Raw genomic sequence first — 20,935 nt, 5'->3', positions numbered from 1 at the left:
AGTAGGAATCAGATTACTTCCATCCCAGAGGCGCTCGGGCAATTGTCGAATCTGACATGGCTTGACCTCAGTAGGAATCAGATTACTTCCATCCCAGAGGCGCTCGGGCAATTGTCGAATCTCACACGGCTTGACCTCAGTAGGAATCAGATTACTTCCATCCCAGAGGCGCTCGGGCAATTGTCGAATCTGACATGGCTTGACCTCAGTAGGAATCAGATTACTTCCATCCCAGAGGCGCTCGGGCAATTGTCGAATCTCACACGGCTTGACCTCAGTAGGAATCAGATTACTTCCATCCCAGAGGCGCTCGGGCAATTGTCGAATCTGACATGGCTTGACCTCAGTAGAAATCAGATTACTTCCATCCCAGAGGCGCTCAGGCAACTGTCCAATCTGACACAGCTTGGACTCAGTGACAATAAGATTACCTCCATACCAAAGGCGCTCGGGCAAATGTCGAATCTGAGGCAGCTTGAGGTTCATAACAATCAGATTACCTCTATCCCAGAGGCGCTCAGGCAACTGTCCAATCTGAAATCGCTTGACCTTAATTATAATCAGATTACTTCCATCCCAAAGGCGTTCGGGCAACTGTCAAATTTGGAATGGCTTTGCCTGAATAACAATAAGATTACCTCCATCCCAGAGGCGCTCGGGCAACTGTCCAATCTGACATGGCTTGACCTCAGTGACAATAAGATTACCTCCATCCCAGAGGCGCTCGGGCAACTGTCCAATCTGACACAGCTTTACCTCAGTGGCAATGGGATTACCTCCATCCCAGAGGTACTCGGACAACTGCCGAATCTGACATGGCTTTACCTCGGCGACAATAAGATTACCTCCATCCCAGAGGCGCTCGGCCAACTGTCCCATCTGACAGAGCTTCACCTCAATAACAATCAGATTACCTCCATCCCAGAAGTGCTCAAGCAACTGCCAAAGCTGAAAATATATGAATAGACTGAGGGAGCTGTAACAGTTTCCAGCTCTAAATGGGGAAATTCGAGTTTCCCCGCCTGTCCGTTTATAGAAATGGTAGCTTTTTTATTCCCTATCGATTTACCGAGGAATCAACTAGAGGCAATCAGACTATCCAACAAGCCGATCGCTCCTGGTTTCTCCGTGGTCAGCAAGGGAAAATCCAAGAGCGGCAGACCTAGAAAAACTTTCGGCCATATGCGTTTTTATGAGTTTTTATACATTGTTTTTATGAAATCGACCCTTACCTTTTAGCTGCTTAAACTCTTCAAATTGCGTCTCGCCAACTATCGCCAAAACATCGGTGGATGCAAGAAAGACCCACGTCGGTTGCCGCTGCAAAATCCTCCTCAATAGCTGAAGCTACGGCGCGAGATGGGTAGCCGATCGCGTGTTTGATTCTATGAGCTCCGTTGTGGGCGATCAAGCTGTCGCTCAAGCAGATCGCTCGCTACCCAGGTGTGACGGCAGCAATTGATGCCAGTGCTGCTACGAAGTTGTCACAACAGCAGGAGCAATGTGAGCAATCGGCACAGTCGAAGAGCGGGTAAAAATCAAGCTACTTGACCCCTAGGCTTCCCCATTCATAAGGGTGCATTGTTCTTGTTTCTGCGCGTAAAAGTCAGGTTTGTACGGACAAAAACATTGCTTGCTACCGAGAGAGAACCGCCGTAACCAGCCTCAACAAACAAAGGCAGTCCCTGCACAAAAAAGCAGTAATTTGGCATAAAATTGCAGGCGGCAAGCAGAATATTTTTGGGTAAATACAGGTAGAGTGCAGCCCCTGCAAAAACCTATATCTCACTGATTTTGTACAGCTTTCCGCCTGATTTTATACGGCACTTGCCTGACTTGAGGGCACACAAAAATTAGCTAATTTTTTGGTGGTGGCTTCGCTCAAGGTGCGAGTCACGAACAGATAAGTCTGATAGAACCCTAGAAAAGTTTTCATGGGAGTAACTCAAGTATTTTGGAATGAAGACCAGGGGTACGGATAGTCCGCCTAAAAACCGCAATCTGGGGACTCTACTAAGCCCTCCCCGTGCTTCATCCGCCACAACTCATCAAGGCGATCGCGCACAACCGCATCCTCACTCTCAAGCCAGAGTTTGATCACATCTCGGCTGTATTTAGTCCCCGGTGCTTTCCAAGCGAACATCTGGCTTATCAAGCTTTGCCACTGCTCTAGTTTCGTGAGGTCATCAGGGTAAAGTTGATCCCACCAAATCCGCGCAATACTTCGCATTTTTTCGGCATCCTCTGGGGTGATGGTTTCTGGCTCCGGCATTGTAATTTGGGCGAGTTCCGGTTCCTCTGCTTCCTGTGTTGGCGCGGTTTCTAAGCCAGGGGCGATCAGTTCCGGCACAGGCTGCTGTTCTAAGCCAGGGACGATCGAAGGTAGCTCCCAAGGCGCGATCAGCGCCGGTGCTTGTTCCAACTCCGGAGAGGCGATCAGACTTTGCTGTGATTCGGCTTTTCTGTATAGCTTTCCGAGTCTTTTGATTTCTGCGGGGGGCAGGTGGGTCTTGATGTGAGTTTTGAGGTCTAAGTCTGCACCCCACACAGTCTCGGCCTCTGCCCAAGTTTGCGCGGTCTTTACTTTTTCAACTAATAAGGCGATCTGCGCGGGCGACTCTGTTGTTGACTCCGGCAGCTCGCTCGGCTGAGCTTGTGACAATTTTGTTTTTGTAGAAGTGACAGTTAATGCGTCATCAACGCATTTTACCCCCTCCCCCCCGTGTGACAGTGTGGAGCTGCTGACTATCGGCTCAACACCTTTACTAGCATTAGATTCAGCCATTTTTGAACTGTCACACGCTGAATAATTGCTAACTATCTGCTGACTATTCTGCTGACTATTGTCTAATCCATACTGTGTAAAGCTTTCAGAAGAATAGTCAGCAACTGGCACTGTAGGTATGGGGGGGGGAGGGGGTAGTGAAATTTCAGTTTTAGGTGGCACTGTGCCAAGTGTGCCAGTTTGGTAAAAATCTGGCAGAGAGTAGAGGTTATATCGCTTATCGCCGGGGGCTGGTTTGCTGCTTATTAAGCGTTTGCTCTCCATCCTTCCTAATGCGCTGTAAACGCTGCCTTTTTGCTTGTGTTCAATTCCCATCAATTCCATCAATTCCGGGCCGGAAATAGGGCGTTGATTCTTTCTCAGCACTTCGAGGATTCTTTCTCCGTAGCTCTGTTGCTGTTGTGCCTCGGCTTCATCAATCCCTACTTCGGAAATAAAATCAAACGAATTATTTTCGGGATTGAATTCAATATTTAGGCTCAATCCTTCAGAGTCCCGTGAGGTTGCCGTAAATATTCTCTTAGGGCATTTGGGGTCAGCAATCATTTTTTTCTTGTTGTTGGGGTCAGGTTTGGGGATGCGCTCTAAATCCCAAACTCCCCAGCAAGCTCCCACAATGGCTGTACTTCCCCGCGCCTTAGCCACTCCGACAGCTTCGTTTGACTTGCTGGCGTGATGGATTAATATACCGCTAGCGCGATAGCGGCCGAGCATATCATTCAGGGCGATGATATTGTCTGCAAATTCGGCAGAGTTTTCGCTGATTTCCTTGCCTGCGGTGATTTTTTTGAGGGAGTCAATAATTACTAAATCAGGTCGAAAATCTTCTAATTCCTTTTCTAGCACCGACATCTGATCAATACTCCAGCGCGGTATGATGCGGATATTTTTGCCGTCTTGCGATCGGAAGCCACGTTTTAGCATCTCGTGCTTTAGGGATTGTTTGGAAGCGTCGGGAGAAATTAGCAGCACCTTGCCCTGCCGGACTTCTCTCCCTAAAAACTGACTTTCTCCGGTAGCCACACAGAAAGCTAAATCCACGGCCGCCTTGCTTTTACCTACCTTCGGCAAAGCAACAAACAGCACAGTCTCGCCTACAGGCAAAAGCTCTTGCACAGTCCATTCGAGGGCTTCGCTTTCTGAAGCAAGTAGATCGTCAAAGCTAAGCACCTGAACCTCGGCAGTCTGCGTGCGACTTTTCATCGCCGCCATAGCTTCCTTAATTGTTCCGGCACTCATGCTGTATTTAGGAGCAAGTAGCGCTATCTGGCGGCAACGCTCAACGGCATCGTCCATTTGTATCAAACCCAGCAGTTCGAGCTTAAACCGTTCGGCGTCCATATCTCTTTTTAACGGCTTGACAATTTTATGCTCCCAAGCATACTCGCTTATACCTGCCGCCTGCCGGACTTCCTCAAGTTTGATGTTGGTGGTGAGTTCGTCTTGTTCCGATCGCAAAATTTTCCGGGCTTGCTCTGCCGCTTCTCGCATGGATAATTTTGCCCAGGTTCCCGATTGGTTTATCGCAGTCGGTTTTTTGCATCCGATCGCTGCCTTGATATCCTCTGCTGTTATGTTGTGATGCTCAATCCAATCGGCGATATCTAAGCCGTGGTCTTTGGGCAAATTTTCCCAAAACTTTGATTCTGGGAATGGGTAGAGCCAGAGAGCGTGAGGAAAGTATTCGGCAACTTTTTCGGCGTGCTCAATTCCTTTTTTATCTCTGTCGGGGACTATTACAATACGCTCTGCGCCTTGCAAGTCCATACTGTCGGTTAATGTGAACTTGCCACCACCAGCGATGTTAGTAGTTGCAGCAATTCCAAGTTTCCAAAGTAGATCCGCGCAAGGTTCCCCCTCGACTATGTAAACTGGTTCACCTTTTGCTATTGCCTCTCTGACTTCAGCGCGTCGGTAAATTGGGATGCTGGCCCGATCAATATCGCCGTAACCTGCCACCCAGTCTTGTTTATTCTTGTCCCAATGCTGCTGCCAAGTTTTCTTGTTGCCCTCGCCATCGTCAGTCCGGACTACACGTACCAGTCGCGAACCGTCGCGGGCCGGATATTCCCAGTAGCGAGTTTGTTTGGGACGGATGCTTTTAGTGGTTGGCTCTTTGTAAACGTAGACACCACATCGGTTATCTGAGCTTGTGCCGTCAAAGTGCCAAACGTCGGGTTGTTGAGTCTTAGTGTGGTCAAAGTTTTGATGGCACAAAACCATCTTGCTGTCGTCGCTGATGCGGCAATCTCCATCTTTAGTGCGGCCGCAGACGGGGCAAGGGTTAGACTTGCTGCTGTTGAGGAGTTTGCGAGTCGATTGGTTAAAGTTAGCAACCATTACACCGTACCCCCCATCGCTTCAAAACCGATAGCAAAGAAATTCCGTTTAAGTGCCGTAGTTAGGGGGGGTTGTGCTATTCTTGAGTCACCGACGGAATCTAAAGGGCTTTTTACGCTATGGGTAGCGCTATAATTCACAATTTGCTTGTTTGCACCGCTACAGCTAGCATTACCTATAGCGTAAACAGTCAAGACAACGCCGAAAAAGCGCTTTATTGTTTTTTTCTCAATGTATGGCATGATAGAAGTAGTCGGCGCTCTTTTTTCGAGGCCGATTCATGAATGGTGGACTAACTTTTGTTGTCTCTCCTCCCCAGGTTCGATCGACAAAAGTTAAGGTTTATTTAAAATAACAAAGAAGCGTTAGAAGCCCGGTGCTACTAGCGCTTTTTTGTTTACGGCTTGCTTTTTAGAACCCGATTTTGCGTGTTTGTGTTTATTTAGATGCCCGAAATAAAGCCACATTTCCTCATCTATAAAAACTGAGAGATATGCCATCCCAAAAGAGATGACATATCCTTCACTGGCCTGTGTTAACTCGGGCAATAAAGCGGGACTCACTCGTTTTCTCCAGGGTGACAGCAGCATAACAACCTCCTTAAATTTCTAATTCCTCTAATTATACTGTAATGCTTACGCAGAGCAAGCTCTCGTTAAAAATTTTGATATAGAAAAATCACGAGATCTCCTCTCTAGATAGAGAAAAGATCTCTAGATAGAGAAAAGATCTCTAGATAGAGAAAAGATCTCTAGATAGAGAAATTTATATCATAATCGAATACTCTTCGATAAGTTGGTATACGATAGGCACTATTTTTGGCTGGTAAAACGTCCAGTCAAAGGCTGAAATATATACGGTTAAGGCATTACTCGTTCACGAGAAATTTTTTAGTTCATTTTAAAAGATAGATTAAACAGACAGGGTAGGAGAGGAAATAAATTAAGAAACTATCATTTTTCAGCATCTCACAATCTCCGTTGGATAATACTAAGCCAACTTTTATACCCTTTTTGTATTGTTGTGGCAGGTGTCTCGGCAAGGAACTTTGGCGAAGGTGTCTTGCTCGGAGTTTGATAGTTACTATGCCCACAAAGAAGGCGGTGTGGGGATTTGGGTTGCTGAGGCCGAACTCTTGCTTTCGCCAAATTGCCCTTTGCCGACTTCGCTAGAAATTTGATCAGCGCTGGCAACTCCCGCAGCAACTTCAACAATTGAACGATGATCAGATTTTTGTGTTCGCTTCCAACGTCACAAGCTAACTGCAACCGAGCGCTACAGATAGCTGCAACCGAGCGCTACGTTGTTAGAGATGATTTGAAAGCGTGGCGCAACTCGATACCTAATCACCCATTAAATTAAAAAGCCCTCCTCCATGCGCCGGGGGGCTTTTTATTTTTGGGGACGATCGGGCGATCGGAATCACATCCGCCCTGCCATGATTGCCTCAGCCCAATCTTGCGCTAGTTTTTTCTTCCTCCACTCCACCTCAACTTCTTTGGAGTAAGCGATGAGCTCTTTTTCGAGTCTTCTCCAGTCGATACCATCGTCATCAGACGCAAACCAGGCGTTAATAGATTGGCCGATGAAGTCATAAAATTGCTCGTCACCAATCGGGAATTTCTTGAGCCGAGGAGTCTGCTTGGGCTTGTGACAGTTGCTCAGTCGGCAACGGATTTTGTGGGCTTGGGAGAGCTGAATCAGGATATATAATTTTCCTGACGTAGGAAAGGGTAGAGAGTGCGGAGACGGCTCCCCTTACTTGGTCGGGCCGCACTTCTAAGTATTTCTGCAACTGTTCGAGGTTGCGGTGTCCGCTGATTTCTTGAATAATCCGCAGCGGGATACCCGCATTGCTCATCTGGGTGAGTGCCGACCTTCTGAGGCTGTGGGTGGAAGCGCCGATGATGCCGACTTTTTCGCAGGCTTCTTGGAATAGATGAGAGGCGGCTTCCGGGTTTGCGTGCTTCCAGCGGTGGTTGAGGTGGCGGCTGGGGAATAGGTAGGGGTGTGAGGGATGTGAGTAGGTTTCTAACAGCAGCCTCAACTCTTGAATGATTGGGATAGTGCGGGTGCCGAGCTTGCCTTTGGTGTTGCCCTTGCGGATGATCATTTCGGAGCGGATGACATTCGCCGGGGTAAAGACATCGATGACTTTCAAGCTGCACGCTTCGGCAATCCGACAGGCGGTGTAGAGGCAAACTCCAAAGAGGGCGCGATCTCGGTCGCTCTGTAAACCTTCGTTAAATAAGAGTTCGATTTCCTGTTGCGTGAGTATCTTGGCTTGTCCGTGTCCCTCTATTTTCATGCTTGGTGTCTACTCGACTCGATACTAGAGAGTTTGCCGCACTTACTGTGTTACTGCATCGGTAGGCGGGGATTTCTTAACGTGGTAGCAAGAGGTGCCAAGGGAAATAAGGGTCATCGTAGATTCTGTGAGGCACAATCGCTATCGGGTATTCTAAAAACAAATGATGTTGGAAAATTCATTAGAAAACAATGATCAGATGATTATTTGCGATCGCCAAGGACGAGAATACCGCCTGCAAGTAAACGGGGACGAAGACTCATATTTTATTGCCAAACTCTTGTACCGCAACAGCGAAGTTGGTAGGCTCGAAGGCGTTTTGTATCCGCCTGATAAGTTGGTGATAGGCGATATCTTGATTCACGACGATGTAATTCACGCTCCCCCGCACTTAGGGGCAGCTCTTTTGAGACGGCTAGTTGAACCCAAGCCAATCGATTACCGTCGCAGGGGGCTGGGCACTCACCTGTTGCAGTTTGCGATAAAGAAAGCTCGTCAGCGGGGAATTAAGCGAATCTACGGTTCTCTAACTCAAAAAGACATCAATAATAATCCCAGCCTTGTCAAATGGTACAAGAAGTATGGATTTGAAATACGGACGCCTTCACAGGAGAACATCGAAAATGCAGTTTTTGGGATTTCTCTGGATTTAGGAAAGAAATTAAATTAATTACGTCTTGCGATCGCATAAGCCTGTGGCTTTATCTGATTCTACCAAGAAAAATAACTTTACGCGAGGGCGAGATTACGGGCTTATTAGCCGAATGGTGTAACGGGAAAGTTTGACGAATATCGATGTATTATTGGGTACTATCAACTAGCAAAATTAGGGGTGTGAATTATTACATTAATTAATGCACTATTTCCACAGTTTTATGCTAAAATCTTCATTCGCACTAACTAAAAATTGACCATTAAAACTAATAGCTAAAGAGGTAACAGATGCTAAATTCGGAGCGAGAGTTTTAATTTCCTCCCCCGTCTCTAAGTTCCAAACTTTGATGGTTGTATCCTCGCTACCGCTAACAAGAGTCTGCCCGTCTGGACTTATTACCAGACAAGAGACAGCGGCGGAATGTCCGGTAAAAGTACGAAGCAGCTCACCGTTGCTCAGGTTCCATACTTTAATCTCTTGGTCTTGACTGCCACTAACCAGAGTTTGTCCATCTGGACTAATTGCTAAGCATAGCACAGGAGCAGAATGACCAGCGAGCGTGTGGTTACTCCAAACGATGACAGTACAATCGTGGCTGCCGCTGGCTATAATTTGTCCGTTGGGGTGAACGGCTAGGCAAGTAACGCCGTTAGTATGTCTAGCGTAGGTATGCGTTATTTGAGCGGTTTCAAGATTCCAAACGCTGACAGTTGTATCGAGGCTGCCGCTAAATAAAACAGAATTCTTTTTTGGATGAAAAGCGACGCAAGTTATAGGCTTTGAATGCCCTAAGAAAGCTTTAATTTCTTGCCCGGTTTTTAGGTTCCACAATCTAATGGTTTGATTGGTACTAGCACTCGCCAAAGTTTCGCCGTCTGGGCTAATAGCTACAGAAATTACGCTGTCTGAGTGACCTATAAGTGTGTAAATTTCTTCTCCCTCATTGATGTTCCAAACTTTGACTATCCGATCGTCGCCACCACTAACGAGCAACTTCCCGTCTGGACTAATAGCGATGCAGCGTACAGGTGCTGAGTGTCCAGAAGATAAATCGCCCAACGTGCGGTCAAACGCAACTTTTTGCCAAACTATTGGGTTTTCCAATGCAGGTTGTACATTTGAAAAGCTCTCAGAGAAATGTTGAGATAATTGGCGATAAGACGACCAAAGTTCTTCGTCCCTCTGCATTTTTTGCAACTTTCTTTGCAATCGGTACCTTTCCCACGTAATGACTACAGGAGGATGCAAAATTTCGTCAACTTCCTTAAGCCGTTGCAAAATTGCCTGAGTATTTGCAAAGCGCTTTTGAAGAGGTCGCGCCATGAGTTGGTCGATAAAATCTGCAAACGCGGGCGAAACATGGGGGGCTTCATCGCGCCAATTCTCTAATTCGTCAGTGTAAAGATCGTGTTCGTAAGGATTGTTGAATTCATTAGGATGCTTTCCCGTTAGTAAATAAACAAAAGTACGACCCAAGGCAAAAAAATCGGATTGTGGGGAAGCTTGACCATTAAATTGCTCCAAAGGAGCGTAGCCAGGGGTATGAATAGTCGTGATTTGCTTCGCTGCGTGTTTGCTTTCATAAGTGTGGGTGAGTTCCCGTACCGTTCCAAAATCTATTAATACCAACAATCCGTCCTGAGAAATCATGATGTTGGACGGCTTAATATCCCGGTGAAATAACTGATTTTCGTGGATGTCGCTCAGGATATGCACTAACTCCTCTACCCAAAGACGGGCTTTCTTTTCGCCGATCGGTCGATTATCCCGCTGGGACATCCAATCTTGCAAATTTTCGCCTTCAATTTTCTGCATTACGAAGCAATGCACTTGTTTCTGAGTGTTACCAGGAGTAAATGTGAAATACTCCTCACCTTTAGGGATTCCTACAATATTGAGGCGGCATAGAACTTCGGCTTCTCGTTTGAATAGTTCTATAGCCTTGGGGGTGTTTTTAATCAAAACTTTTAAAACTTTTGGAGGCAGGCCACGATCGCTGACCTCGTAAGTTTTGCCAAAGCCACCTTCTCCCAGTAGGCGGGTGGCGCGATAGCGCCCTCCTAGCAACAAATTAGACCCACAGCTAGAGCAGAGCAATAAATTATTGTCGGCATTTTTCGGATTCGAGCAATGAGGATTAATGCACAAATTCATTTTTATAAGGGGGGGGAAATCGAATTTACTCAATTTGACAGAACACTAAGAGCGAGTTCCCCGGTGTACTGGGTTAATCGCTCTTACAAAACCTCAATACTTTCTATCTTTCGCAGGGCAGGGGTCATTACCGTAGCTGTCTCTGTCCCGAATCGTCCCGTCTTGCCGATGAATTACTACCTCTGATTGTTGGTTTTGAGCAATCTCTCGTGCTCGGTCAATGGCTTTCTGCTGGGTGGCGAATACCTGCGTGGCTTTGCTAGCGCCTTCTCTCTCCACTGCCCATCCAGTCTGATGGGGGACAACGTGCTGGTTTTTTCCCTTCGGCATATAGTTCACCTGGGTTAATCATCTTTTTTACAAAGTAACATAACGTTTTACAAGGTGTACGTGTAAAACCCTAAGAAATGTTAAATTTTTCTTAAGACGTTGAAGGAATAGGTGTATGTTACAGGGAGAGGCAATTCCGTTGCAGTGGAGTTGCCAGATGGTATTGTAGGAGAGCGATTGCTATGGAAGGCTTTACCCGTCAAGAAACTTTAGCCCTAACTGGGACAACATCTAGCCGTCTTGCCTACTTGGACAGGACAGGGGTAGTGATGCCCCAGAAGTACGGCAATTCCAAGAAGCCGACGGTAATTTATACATGGGAACAGGTATTAGAGATTCGAGCGATCGGCCATCTCAGGCAAAGAGTTTCCTTGCAGACAGTTAGGAAAATTATTCAGTTCCTTAACGAGACTGGCTTTGATGACAGCCTCAGAAATAAACACTTGGTCGTTGTTAACGATGAAGTTTATTGGGTAAAGCAGGACTGGACTGATATGCCCCAGGTAATGAAAGTAGCGGACAAAAAAAATAAAGGCATCGGTCAATTTGTACTAATTGTTATTCCCCAGCTAGCTAACCTTATTAAGGATGTGTGGCAGGCTGCTATTAACTCTAAAGTTGTAGACTTTGAAAGCTTTAAGCAGAGAGCTAAAGCCAAGCCAGATAAAGCAGCTTAAATATTTGCCACTATTTTCATTCTCATTCAGGATGGGCGCGATTGCGATACCAAAAATATTATTTACACTTGATAGCTTAGTCAAACTTAAGGAGTGGGAAAAATTACCTTGCAGCAAGATAAGATTACTCTCAGTCAATTAGAGAATTTTCTCTTCAAGTCCGCCGATATTCTGCGTAACAAGATGGATGCTTCAGAGTTCAAAGAATTTATCTTTGGAATGCTATTCATTAAACGCTTGTCGGATGAATTCGATCGCAAGCGCAACGAAGTTAAAAAAACCTATGCTCATATTAATGACCCAAAAATTTTAGAGGAACTGCTGGAAGATAAAAATTCCTATGGCGAGACGTTTTTTGTGCCACCACGCGCCCGTTGGCATGAAGCTTGGTTAGATGAAGATGGTAATCAAGTGCCACCACTGAAGCATCTCAAGCAAGATATTGGCAATATGCTGAATAAGGCGATCGCGGCGGTAGAAGAGGCTAATGATGCCTTGACGGGGGTGCTAAAAAACAATATTAACTTTAATGCTATTAAGGGTAAAACCAAGATTCACGATCAGAAGTGGAAAGACTTACTCGATCACTTTAATCAGCCTAATTTTGTATTAGTTAACGATAACTTTGAGTTCCCCGATTTGTTAGGGGCTGCTTATGAGTATCTGATTAAGTATTTTGCCGATAGTGCAGGTAAAAAAGCGGGGGAGTTTTATACGCCGTTTGAAGTGGTACGGCTATTGGTGCAACTGGTAAAACCAGAGGCGGGAAAGACGATTTATGATCCGACTGTGGGGTCGGGAGGCTTTTTAATCCAATCCTATCAGTATGTGGAAGAGCAGGGACAAGACCCGAATAATTTGGCTCTGTACGGTCAAGAGTCTAATGGTACGGTTTGGTCAATTTGCAACATGAATATGATACTGCATAATATCAGCCGTTTCACCATTGAAAATGGGGACACGCTGGAAAATCCGCAGATTTTAGAAAATAGCCAAATTCGTAAGTTCGATCGCATTTTGGCTAATCCGCCTTTTTCGCAGGACTATAGTCGGGCTAGTTTGCAATTTAGTGATCGCTTTTGGCAGTTTTGCCCAGAAAAGGGTAAGAAAGCGGATTTGATGTTTGTGCAGCACATGATTGCTAGTCTGAAATCTGACGGACACATGGCGACAATTATGCCGCATGGGGTGTTATTTCGGGGGGGGAAGGAGAAGCTGATTCGGGAAAAATTGATTGAGAATGATGTGATTGAGGCGATTATTAGTTTACCGTCGGGGTTGTTTTATGGCACTGGGATTCCTGCCTGTGTTTTGGTGGTGAATAAGAGCAAACCCGATGAATTGCAGGATAAAATTTTATTTGTGAATGCCGATCACGAATTTGCGGAGGGTAAGGCTCAGAATAAGTTACGCCCTGAAGATATTGAGAAAATTGATTTTGTGTTTACGCACAAAAAGGAGTATCCCAAATACAGCCGTTTGGTGAGTAAGCAAGAAATTGTTGAGCAGCATGATTACAATCTGAATATTCGCCGCTATGTGGACAATACGCCCGAACCTGAACCCGAAGATGTGACGGCTCATTTGATTGGTGGGATTCCCCAGTCGGAAGTGGCAGCTCAAGCGGTAGATTTTGCCCGGTTTAAGGTGGAATCTAAGACGTTGTTTGGGCCGTTGCGTGAAGGTTATTTGGCGTTTGTAGAGGCGATCGCTACTAAGCCTGCGATTAAGGCAACGTTGGAAGCTGATGCTAATCTCCAAAATACTATTAATCAACACTATGAGGCCCTAGAAAGCTGGTGGCAGGTGGCACGGGAGGATTTTACTCAGTTGGTGGGCAAAGGCAAGAAAATGCCAGAGGTACGGTGGGAGTTGCTGACGGGGTTAAAGGATAAGCTGATTGGGTTGGAGGTGTTGGATGAGTTTCAGGCGGCAGGGGTGTTTGTCAATTGGTGGCAACAGATTCGCTATGACTTGAAAACGATCATTAATACAGGTTGGCATCATACGCTGATTCCTGATGAGTATCTGATTGCGGCATTTTTTCAAGAGGAGGTGAAGGCGATCGAAGATTTGAAAGGTCAAATTAGCGCAGCCCAAGGGGAACTGAGTGAGGCGATTGAAACGGCGCAGGAGGTGGCAAGTTATGAACCAGAGGAGGATGAGGCGGTAACGGCGAGTTCGATTAAGAAGGTGTTGAAGGATTTGATGGACGATCTTAAGAATGTGTCAGGTATTTCGGCGGCGCGGGAGTTGGCAAAGTATAAGGCAGAGCATGATGCGATCGCCAACCTTGAAAAGCAGATCAAGGATTTGAAGGCGGATGTCAAGGAGAAGCAGACAGAGTTAGATATAAAGTTGCGGCTAAAGCGGGTTGGTGGAGAGGAGTTTCGAGCAGAAACTGAGGCATTGATTCAGCAGGTGATGGCGGATATGGCAGGGCTAAAATCTAATGACAAAGATGATAAACGCAAGATTGCTGGTTTGACTAAGGATAAAGAGGCGTTAAAAAAGCGACTGACACGCATTGATGGGTTATTGGTGGCTATTGGTGGGCCATTAACGACGGAGGAGGCGAAGGGGCTGATTTTGCAGAAGCTCTATGATTGGGTGCAGGAGCAATTAACGCGCTATTTGAATGGGGCAAAACGATCGCTGATTGCCTTGGTTGAGAAGCTTTGGGATAAGTATGCGGTATCAAGTCGGGAGTTGGAGGTAGAGCGAGAGGAGACTTTGGCCGAGTTAAATGATTATTTGAGTAAGTTGGGGTATTTGGCTAAATGAATATAGAAGGCTGGGATATTGCTCTATTAGGTGAAATCTGTAGCATTACCATAGGTGGAACACCATCGCGGGCTAACCCTATCTATTGGGATGTAGATAAATCAACAGGGAATGTTTGGGTTTCAATCAGGGATTTAAACCAAAGAGTTATCACAGATACAGCAGAATATATCACCAAAGAAGGAATCAAAAATTCAAATGTTAAACGACTATTAGCAGGTACTGTTATTCTTAGCTTTAAGCTCACTATTGGACGTGTAGCTATTGCAGGAAAGGATTTATATACTAATGAAGCTATTGCAGGATTATGTAATAGCAATATTTTACCAAGTTTTCTTTACTATGGGCTACAACAATGGGATTTGCTCCAAGGTGTAGATCAGGCGATTAAAGGAGCTACGTTAAACAAACAAAAACTGAACAAAATTCAGTTTAATTATCCAACATCTATTAAAGAACAAGAACAAATTGCTGAGGTTCTGTCTACGATCGATCGCGCGCTCACCCAAACCGAAGCCATAATTGCCAAGCAGCAGCGCATTAAAACGGGACTGATGCAGGACTTACTGACCAAAGGCATCGACGAAAACGGCAACATCCGCAGTGAAGCCACCCATGAATTTAAGGATTCTGCGATCGGGCGTATTCCCGTAGAGTGGGAAGTTAAAATAATTGGGAAAATCGCCTCTTTACAACGTGGTCATGATATTACAGAAGTCGAATTTATAGCTGGAGAATATCCAGTTATCTCATCATCCGGAATCATTGGATTTCACAACATTAGTACATCAAATAGCCCTAATGTTGTTGTGGGAAGAAAAGGCTCTATAGGAAATGTTTATTATCTTGATGTAGACTTTTGGGCGCACGATACAAGCCTGTATGTAACTAATTTTTTTGGCAATAATGAAAAGTATATTTATTATCTCTTTTCATATTTAGAGCTTGAACGATTTGGAACTAAATCAGGCTCTCCATCACTAAACCGTAATGATATACATCCTCTAAGAATTTCATTACCTAAACCATCAGAACAAAAGCTTATTTCTAAAAGGCTGACGCACTTTGATAATTCAATATCAAATCTTAAAAGTAATTTAAACAAACTTCAACATCAAAAAAATGGGCTTATGCAGGATCTCCTAACTGGCAAAATCCGTGTAACCAACCTACTCAAAGAAAAAGAGCCAGCTAGCCCATAAAAATCACCTCGCAAAACCATCACCATTGAAAGGATTAAACCACCAAAAACAGCCAAACTTTAGGAGATACCCATGATTAACCGCGAGCAGCTAAAATTTGGTGGACAAATGAGTCTATAAATCTTTCTACAAAAGCCCTTGATGAAAAAATCCCCAACTGGCAATACTTACACGTCATTTGGTACACACAGCCACTCAATTTACTCCAGGAACCCTATGCAACCAGATAAAACCCCAACCGCTATCAAACTTGATGAACGCAACCACGTCGAAAAGCCATTGCTCGATCAATTACAGGGCTTAGGCTGGGAAGTACGTGACCTCCACAAACACCAGGAACCCCAAGATAGCGATCGGGCCAGTTTTACCGAAGTTGTAATTTTGCCAATTTTGCGCCAACAACTGCAAATCATTAACCCTTGGCTCGAAACTGACCAAATCGAAGAAGTCATCAAACAACTTACCGCCAACTTCCCCAGCAATAACCTCCTCGAAAATAACCGCCATCTCTTCACCCTACTCCAAGAAAATACCAGCGTCTCCGAAAACCGCAAAACAGGCGAAAAAAGCCCCACCGTCAAATTTGTAGACTTTGCTCATACCAGCAATAACTCCTTTATCGCTATTTGCCAATTCAAAATCCGCATTCTCGGCACAGAACACCACATCATTCCCGATATTGTCCTATTTCTCAACGGCTTACCCATCGTCGTCATTGAATGCAAATCGCAAAAAGTACAAGACGCGATTCCCGAAGCAATAGACCAACTCATGCGTTACAGCGAACAGCGCGGAGCCAAGGGAGAAGGTAGCGCTCCCCTGTTTTTCTATAATCAATTCATCATCGCCACCTGTCGTAACGAAGCCAAATTTGGCACCATTTCCACCCACACCGAAAAATACTTTTATCGCTGGGCCGATCCTTACCCTCGCACCCTGGAAGACCTAGAGCGCGGAGCCAGTAGCCCCAACGATCAGCAGCGTCTCGTTGCAGGAATGCTTGACCATAATAACCTGCTAGAAATCATCCGCAATTTCACCCTCTTCTCCGTTAACGACAAAGGCGAAACCATCAAAATTGTAGGGCGCTATCAACAGTTTCGCGCCGTCAAAAAAGCCGTGCAGCGCCTCCTAGAAGGCACAACCCCGCGATCGCGTAGCGGCATCATTTGGCATACCCAAGGCTCAGGCAAGTCCCTCACCATGATGTTTATGGTACGAGCCATGTACTGCCATCCCAACCTCTCCCAGTGGAAAGTGGTATTTATCACCGATCGCACCCAGTTAGAGCAACAATTGGCAGAAACTGGTCTAAATATCGGTTTCACGGTCAAAGCCGCCGACAGTATTGCCAAACTTAAGGAACTTCTGCGTAGCGACTCCTCGGATCTCGTTATGGCGATGATCCATAAATTCCAAGAGCGTGATCTACAGGAAACTTTCCCCGAACTCAACCCCAGCACCAACATTCTGGTAATGACCGACGAGGCACACCGATCGCAATACAGCCTCCTGGGAGCCAATCTCGACAAAGCTATCCCCAACGCCTCTCGCATCGGCTACACCGGAACCCCCATCGACAAAACTGTGCGTGTCTTTGGCGATTACATCGACAGTTACACCATGCGCCAATCAATTGCCGATAAAGTCACTTTAGAGATAGTTTACGAAGGCCGTACTCATAACGCCGAAATACCAGACCAATCAGGTATGGACAGCGCCTTTGAAGATGTCTTTAGCGAATATAACCTTACCGAGCGCCTTCAAATTTTGGGCTATGGTTCCCGCGATGCTTACTTAGAAGCTGAATCAACCATAGCTACAAAAGCCGAGGATATCATTACCCATTATCTGCAATCAATTTTTCCTAATGGTTACAAAGCCCAAGTCGTAGCCACCTCTCGCGAAGCCGCCGTGCGCTATAAAACCCACCTCGATCTTGCCCTAGCCGATACTATTACTCAATTAGAGCAATCTAACCCCCATAATCTCAACCTCGAACGCCTCAAAAAACTCAAGACTGATGTAGTTATTTCTGGTAATAACAACGATCTACCGCACCTCAAGGCATACTCTAACTCTTCCAAACACAAGACTACGATCAAAAGCTTTAAACTACCCTTTGATAGCGAAGATAGTGGTATTACGGGTGAAATCGGCATTGTCATTGTTAATAATATGCTACTAACAGGCTTTGATGCCCCTATCGAACAGGTGATGTATCTCGATAAAGTTATCCAAGCTCATAGTTTGTTACAGGCGATCGCCCGTGTTAACCGTGTCGGTGGTGCCGATAAAGAAAAAGGCTTTGTTGTAGATTATGTTGGCATTGGGCATCACCTCAAGAAAGCACTGGATAACTACGACGAACGCGAACAAAAGGAAGTCGAAGACACCTTCAGTTTTCCCGAAGCAGAAATTCGCCAGTTAGAAGCAAACCATCGGGCGATTATGGAAATGCTTGCTCAAAAGAAACTCACTGACTTGAGCGATGTTGATGCCTTTTTCGATCTCTTTTATGATGAAGACATTCGCTTTAAGTTTATTCTAGCATTCAAAGAATTTACTCGCAGTCTTAACTTAGTTTTCCCGGCTAAAGAAGCCCTGCGCTATATGTCTGACTATCAGGCCTTAACTAACATTAACGTGCAAGCTAGCAATCACTTTCGCGATTCTCGCCTTAGTATGAAAGGCATTCCCGCCAAACTACGAGCAATTACCGATGCTTACCTAATTTCCCAAGGTATCGATCTCAAAATTAAGCCGATTTCTATTTTAGATGATAACTTTGAGCGTGAAGTCAGCAAGCGCGATCGTACTAAAACCAAAGTTGCGGTTGTCGAACACGCTATTCGTCACCACATCGATACCGAACTAGATGATGACCCCGAGCTACAAGCCTCTTTTGCCGCAGCCCTTGCAGAAATCCTCGAACAATTCAAAGACAACTGGCAGACAATCTACGCAGAGTTAGAAAAACTACGTCAGCGCATTAAAAATGCCGAAAACGAGCCTACTTATGGATTGCACAAGAAAAAACAAATGCCTTTTTTTCGGATGTTCAAAACTGAATGTTTTGGTGATACAGAACTAGATGAAGCTCGGGTTGCCCAGAACGTGGCACTGACTCAACAAGTGTTCATGGTAATCGAACAAGAATTGCAACTAACTGGTTTTTGGGAAAGTATTCCCGCCTCTAATAAACTCCAATCTGAAATTCAGAAAATCCTCTTATCACCTGACTTTATAAAATTACCTAACATAGTTCAAAATCGCAAACGGATTATTTCGCGAATAATGGAATTAGCTAAGAAAAATAATGATACCATTTTATACGCTGACTAAACTAGGCTGACTAAACTAAAATGAAACTTGACTACGAGATTGTATATTCTCCTAAACGCAAAAAGCTAACTATTACTGTTGAGCGAGATCGCTCTATTGTTGTTAAAGCACCCACTGGCACAGACCTCGAAAAAATTCAGGAAGTTATAGAATCACGAAAACTATGGCTTTATGAAAAAACCCACCACGAACAAAAGTATCATCCGCCTCTCTCTCCCCCAGGAAAAGAATTAGTTAATGGTGAGTCTTTGCCTTATTTGGGGCGTAATTATCAACTGGAACTATCAGATAGTAATGAGGAAATTCAATTTGTTAGTAATCGATTTTTAGTACCTAAAGCACAAGCAAAACAGCGCGGTGAGGTTTTTAAGAACTGGTACATCCAAAAAGCTAAAGAACAGATTTTACCTCGCGTTCAAATTTATGCAGTACGTATGGGTGTAGAATTCAATCTAGCAAAAATCACAGATAGCAAATATCATTGGGGTTCCTGCACGTCTAAGAACAACCTAAATTTCAACTGGCGACTGATTAAAGCCCCCATGTTTGTCATAAATTATGTGATTGTTCACGAATTAGCCCATCTGCTAGAAAGTAATCACACATCCATATTTTGGAATATAGTCGCCGTCCAAGTCCCCAATTATCAAATTGCAAAAAACTGGTTACGCGATAACGGTAATACGCTAGAAGAAGACTTTTAGATAAATAATAGCAAATACAGCGACCGTTATTTTAAGGGAGTCGCACACAAAATTTTACATTTGGTCATATAGACGCCAAACTCCTACCCGTTCTCTCAAACAAGAGTGAAGGTGTTCCAGAAATCTACGGCGGGTTTTTAGGAAACTATAAAGCCAACGCACAGAGGTACAGGAATTAAAATCTAAGCCCTAACTTATTCTATCCTTAATACGGCTTAACCCTAACCGAGAACTATTGACATGATTCCAGCGATTAAAAAAGCTTGCCTTTACACCTTTTGCTTGTTTTTACTGACTCTTGGTTGCACAAGCGTTAACTCCAGTAATACAGAAGACACCCCCAACAAGGAGACAAGTACACCGAGCGGTATCACAATATCCAACGCCGATCGCACAAATGAATTACGCCATCAAATCGAACAAATTTCTCAAGCAGCTCAAGGGCGCGTTGGGGTGACAGCCACAGTGCTAGAAACCGGAGAGTCAGTCACTCTGAATGGAAATCAGCAATTTCCGATGCAAAGCGTTTACAAGTTTCCTATTGCAATGGCTGTTCTGGCTCAAGTAGACCAAGGAAAACTGAAGCTAGACCAGAAAATTCGTGTTGAAGCCAGCGATGTCCTCCAGGGTAGTCGGATTCTCGACGAGAAATCGCAGGGAATAGAATTCAGTCTGGCTGAACTATTAAAGTACACGGTTTCTGAAAGTGATAATACGGCTTCTGATGTGCTGTTACGACAAGTCGGCGAGCCAATGATTGTCACGGAGTATTTGCGCGGTCTTGGCATCAACAATATCGTTGTTGCTAACACGGAGAAGGAACTCGGGCAAGACACAGCAGTGCAGTATCGTAACTATGCGACACCTGATGCCGCCGTCGTTTTGTTGCGCGCCTTTCATGAGGGAAAAGGGCTTTCAAAATCTAGTCAAGCTTTATTGCTGCAATTGATGACAGAGACAACTACAGGTGCAAAGCGCATTAAAGGGCTGTTGCCTAATGGGACAATTGTGGCGCACAAAACTGGTACTTCGTCTACTGTAAATGGAGTGACGGCTGCAACCAATGATGTTGGACTTGTAACGCTTCCTAATGGACAACACATGGCGATCGCTGTTTTTGTTTCAGATTCTGGGGCAAACGATGCGGTACGCGAAGAAGTCATCGCAAAAGTGGCGAAGGCAGCATGGGACGAATGGAGCAAATAGTTGCTGAATGTGAAGGTGTTAAGGGGCGATCGCTCTGGCAGTGCAACTAAACATCAGATTCAAGATGCCGATAGTCCAATGGAACTTCAATGTTTGCATTTGCGCGTTGCCATCGATCGCGGAGGGTGTGGCAACGGATGCACGCGCATTCATTCCCAGCCAACAAGTGCCGGGAGACGAACGTAACGAATATCTGGGCGTTAGGCGATATCAATGGGCGCCGTAATACACCTATGTAATACACCTATGTGGTACTCGACGATTATCGGATTGTCAAAGCGAACTTGATTGATGGTTGCATCCTGTCTTTTCACCGATCCAGAACTGGCTCATGTAGGTCTGACCGAAACCGAAGCACAGCAATAAGGGTATTATTATGCCATCCGAGTAGCAAGCTGGATGCCGCAGACATTACGCGAGCGGAAACAGAGGGTCAAACCGATGG

The 20,935-nt window shown here is 45.2% G+C and carries 16 protein-coding genes; 10 read left to right on the top strand and 6 right to left on the bottom strand.

The genetic code is table 11. The features are described 5' to 3' along the window. Positions 1-966, top strand: a 966-nt coding sequence (locus tag QUA62_RS23885) for a leucine-rich repeat domain-containing protein (protein WP_333407218.1), incomplete at its 5' end; no start/stop codon positions are given. A gap of 286 nt (positions 967-1,252) precedes the next feature. Here QUA62_RS23885 and QUA62_RS23880 read toward each other — a convergent pair. From QUA62_RS23880 to QUA62_RS23865, 4 genes are all read right to left on the bottom strand, one after another. Continuing rightward, a complete protein-coding gene (locus QUA62_RS23880; RefSeq protein ID WP_333407217.1) occupies positions 1,253-1,423 on the bottom strand; it encodes a hypothetical protein in 171 nt (56 codons plus the stop codon). A 564-nt stretch (positions 1,424-1,987) separates the two neighbouring features. Next, entirely contained in the window at positions 1,988-5,125 is a 3,138-nt protein-coding gene (locus tag QUA62_RS23875; RefSeq protein WP_333407216.1) for an AAA family ATPase, read from the bottom strand. A gap of 365 nt (positions 5,126-5,490) precedes the next feature. Further along, entirely contained in the window at positions 5,491-5,688 is a 198-nt protein-coding gene (locus tag QUA62_RS23870; RefSeq protein ID WP_333407215.1) for a protease HtpX, read from the bottom strand. Positions 5,689-6,731: 1,043 nt separating this feature from the next. Continuing rightward, complete coding sequence (locus QUA62_RS23865) at positions 6,732-7,433, bottom strand: site-specific integrase (protein WP_333407214.1); 702 nt, start codon at positions 7,431-7,433, stop codon at positions 6,732-6,734. A 163-nt stretch (positions 7,434-7,596) separates the two neighbouring features. On the opposite strand from QUA62_RS23865, the gene QUA62_RS23860 reads away from it, so the two are divergent. Further along, the gene (locus QUA62_RS23860) at positions 7,597-8,103 is read left to right on the top strand and encodes a GNAT family N-acetyltransferase (RefSeq protein WP_333407213.1); all 507 of its coding nucleotides are present in this window, start codon (positions 7,597-7,599) and stop codon (positions 8,101-8,103) included. A 189-nt stretch (positions 8,104-8,292) separates the two neighbouring features. Here the strand turns inward: QUA62_RS23860 and QUA62_RS23855 are convergent, their stop codons facing one another. Both QUA62_RS23855 and QUA62_RS23850 read right to left on the bottom strand, forming a co-directional pair. Further along, on the bottom strand, positions 8,293-10,242 hold the full coding sequence (locus tag QUA62_RS23855) for a serine/threonine-protein kinase (RefSeq protein WP_333407212.1): 1,950 nt from the start codon (positions 10,240-10,242) through the stop codon (positions 8,293-8,295). 93 nt (positions 10,243-10,335) lie between these two features. Continuing rightward, positions 10,336-10,572 (bottom strand): DUF2188 domain-containing protein, encoded by a 237-nt coding sequence (locus QUA62_RS23850; protein ID WP_333407211.1) that lies wholly within the window; start codon positions 10,570-10,572, stop codon positions 10,336-10,338. 182 nt (positions 10,573-10,754) lie between these two features. On the opposite strand from QUA62_RS23850, the gene QUA62_RS23845 reads away from it, so the two are divergent. The 8 genes from QUA62_RS23845 (at position 10,755) to QUA62_RS29495 (ending at position 20,856) form a co-directional block, all read left to right on the top strand. Further along, positions 10,755-11,249, top strand: coding sequence for a MerR family transcriptional regulator (locus QUA62_RS23845; protein ID WP_333407210.1), 495 nt, complete (start codon positions 10,755-10,757; stop codon positions 11,247-11,249). Between the two features lie 93 nt (positions 11,250-11,342). Further along, a complete protein-coding gene (locus QUA62_RS23840) occupies positions 11,343-14,033 on the top strand; it encodes a type I restriction-modification system subunit M (protein ID WP_333407209.1) in 2,691 nt (896 codons plus the stop codon). Further along, positions 14,030-15,235 carry a restriction endonuclease subunit S gene (locus QUA62_RS23835; protein ID WP_333407207.1) on the top strand — a complete coding sequence of 402 codons (1,206 nt, stop codon included), beginning with the start codon at positions 14,030-14,032 and terminating at the stop codon, positions 15,233-15,235. Before QUA62_RS23840 ends, QUA62_RS23835 begins: the two co-directional genes overlap by 4 nt. Positions 15,236-15,451: 216 nt before the next feature. Beyond that, a complete protein-coding gene (locus QUA62_RS23830; RefSeq protein ID WP_333407205.1) occupies positions 15,452-18,580 on the top strand; it encodes a type I restriction endonuclease subunit R in 3,129 nt (1,042 codons plus the stop codon). 20 nt (positions 18,581-18,600) lie between these two features. After that, complete coding sequence (locus QUA62_RS23825; RefSeq protein WP_333407203.1) at positions 18,601-19,284, top strand: SprT family zinc-dependent metalloprotease; 684 nt, start codon at positions 18,601-18,603, stop codon at positions 19,282-19,284. 240 nt (positions 19,285-19,524) lie between these two features. After that, positions 19,525-20,490 carry a class A beta-lactamase, subclass A2 gene (gene bla, locus QUA62_RS23820; protein ID WP_333407201.1) on the top strand — a complete coding sequence of 322 codons (966 nt, stop codon included), beginning with the start codon at positions 19,525-19,527 and terminating at the stop codon, positions 20,488-20,490. Positions 20,491-20,554: 64 nt separating this feature from the next. After that, entirely contained in the window at positions 20,555-20,716 is a 162-nt protein-coding gene (locus QUA62_RS23815) for a hypothetical protein (protein ID WP_333407199.1), read from the top strand. 65 nt (positions 20,717-20,781) lie between these two features. After that, positions 20,782-20,856 carry a hypothetical protein gene (locus QUA62_RS29495; RefSeq protein ID WP_445301708.1) on the top strand — a complete coding sequence of 25 codons (75 nt, stop codon included), beginning with the start codon at positions 20,782-20,784 and terminating at the stop codon, positions 20,854-20,856. The last annotated feature ends 79 nt before the right edge of the window (positions 20,857-20,935 follow it).

It is taken from the genome of Microcoleus sp. MON1_C1 (assembly GCF_036701945.1).
GTDB lineage: Bacteria > Cyanobacteriota > Cyanobacteriia > Cyanobacteriales > Microcoleaceae > Microcoleus.
The sequence above is the reverse complement of the archived record's forward strand: the minus strand, read 5'-3'. Positions and strand labels throughout refer to the sequence as shown.

Bases quoted from the DNA above. Each gene is read 5' to 3' on its own strand.
- QUA62_RS23845 (WP_333407210.1), top strand. From the start codon at position 10,755: ATGGAAGGCTTTACCCGTCAAGAAACTTTAGCCCTAACTGGGACAACA.
- QUA62_RS23850 (WP_333407211.1), bottom strand. From the start codon at position 10,572: ATGCCGAAGGGAAAAAACCAGCACGTTGTCCCCCATCAGACTGGATGG.
- QUA62_RS23815 (WP_333407199.1), top strand. From the start codon at position 20,555: ATGCCGATAGTCCAATGGAACTTCAATGTTTGCATTTGCGCGTTGCCA.
- QUA62_RS23830 (WP_333407205.1), top strand. From the start codon at position 15,452: ATGCAACCAGATAAAACCCCAACCGCTATCAAACTTGATGAACGCAAC.
- QUA62_RS23865 (WP_333407214.1), bottom strand. From the start codon at position 7,433: ATGAAAATAGAGGGACACGGACAAGCCAAGATACTCACGCAACAGGAA.
- QUA62_RS23825 (WP_333407203.1), top strand. From the start codon at position 18,601: ATGAAACTTGACTACGAGATTGTATATTCTCCTAAACGCAAAAAGCTA.
- bla (WP_333407201.1), top strand. From the start codon at position 19,525: ATGATTCCAGCGATTAAAAAAGCTTGCCTTTACACCTTTTGCTTGTTT.
- QUA62_RS23875 (WP_333407216.1), bottom strand. From the start codon at position 5,125: ATGGTTGCTAACTTTAACCAATCGACTCGCAAACTCCTCAACAGCAGC.
- QUA62_RS23835 (WP_333407207.1), top strand. From the start codon at position 14,030: ATGAATATAGAAGGCTGGGATATTGCTCTATTAGGTGAAATCTGTAGC.
- QUA62_RS23855 (WP_333407212.1), bottom strand. From the start codon at position 10,242: ATGAATTTGTGCATTAATCCTCATTGCTCGAATCCGAAAAATGCCGAC.
- QUA62_RS23860 (WP_333407213.1), top strand. From the start codon at position 7,597: ATGATGTTGGAAAATTCATTAGAAAACAATGATCAGATGATTATTTGC.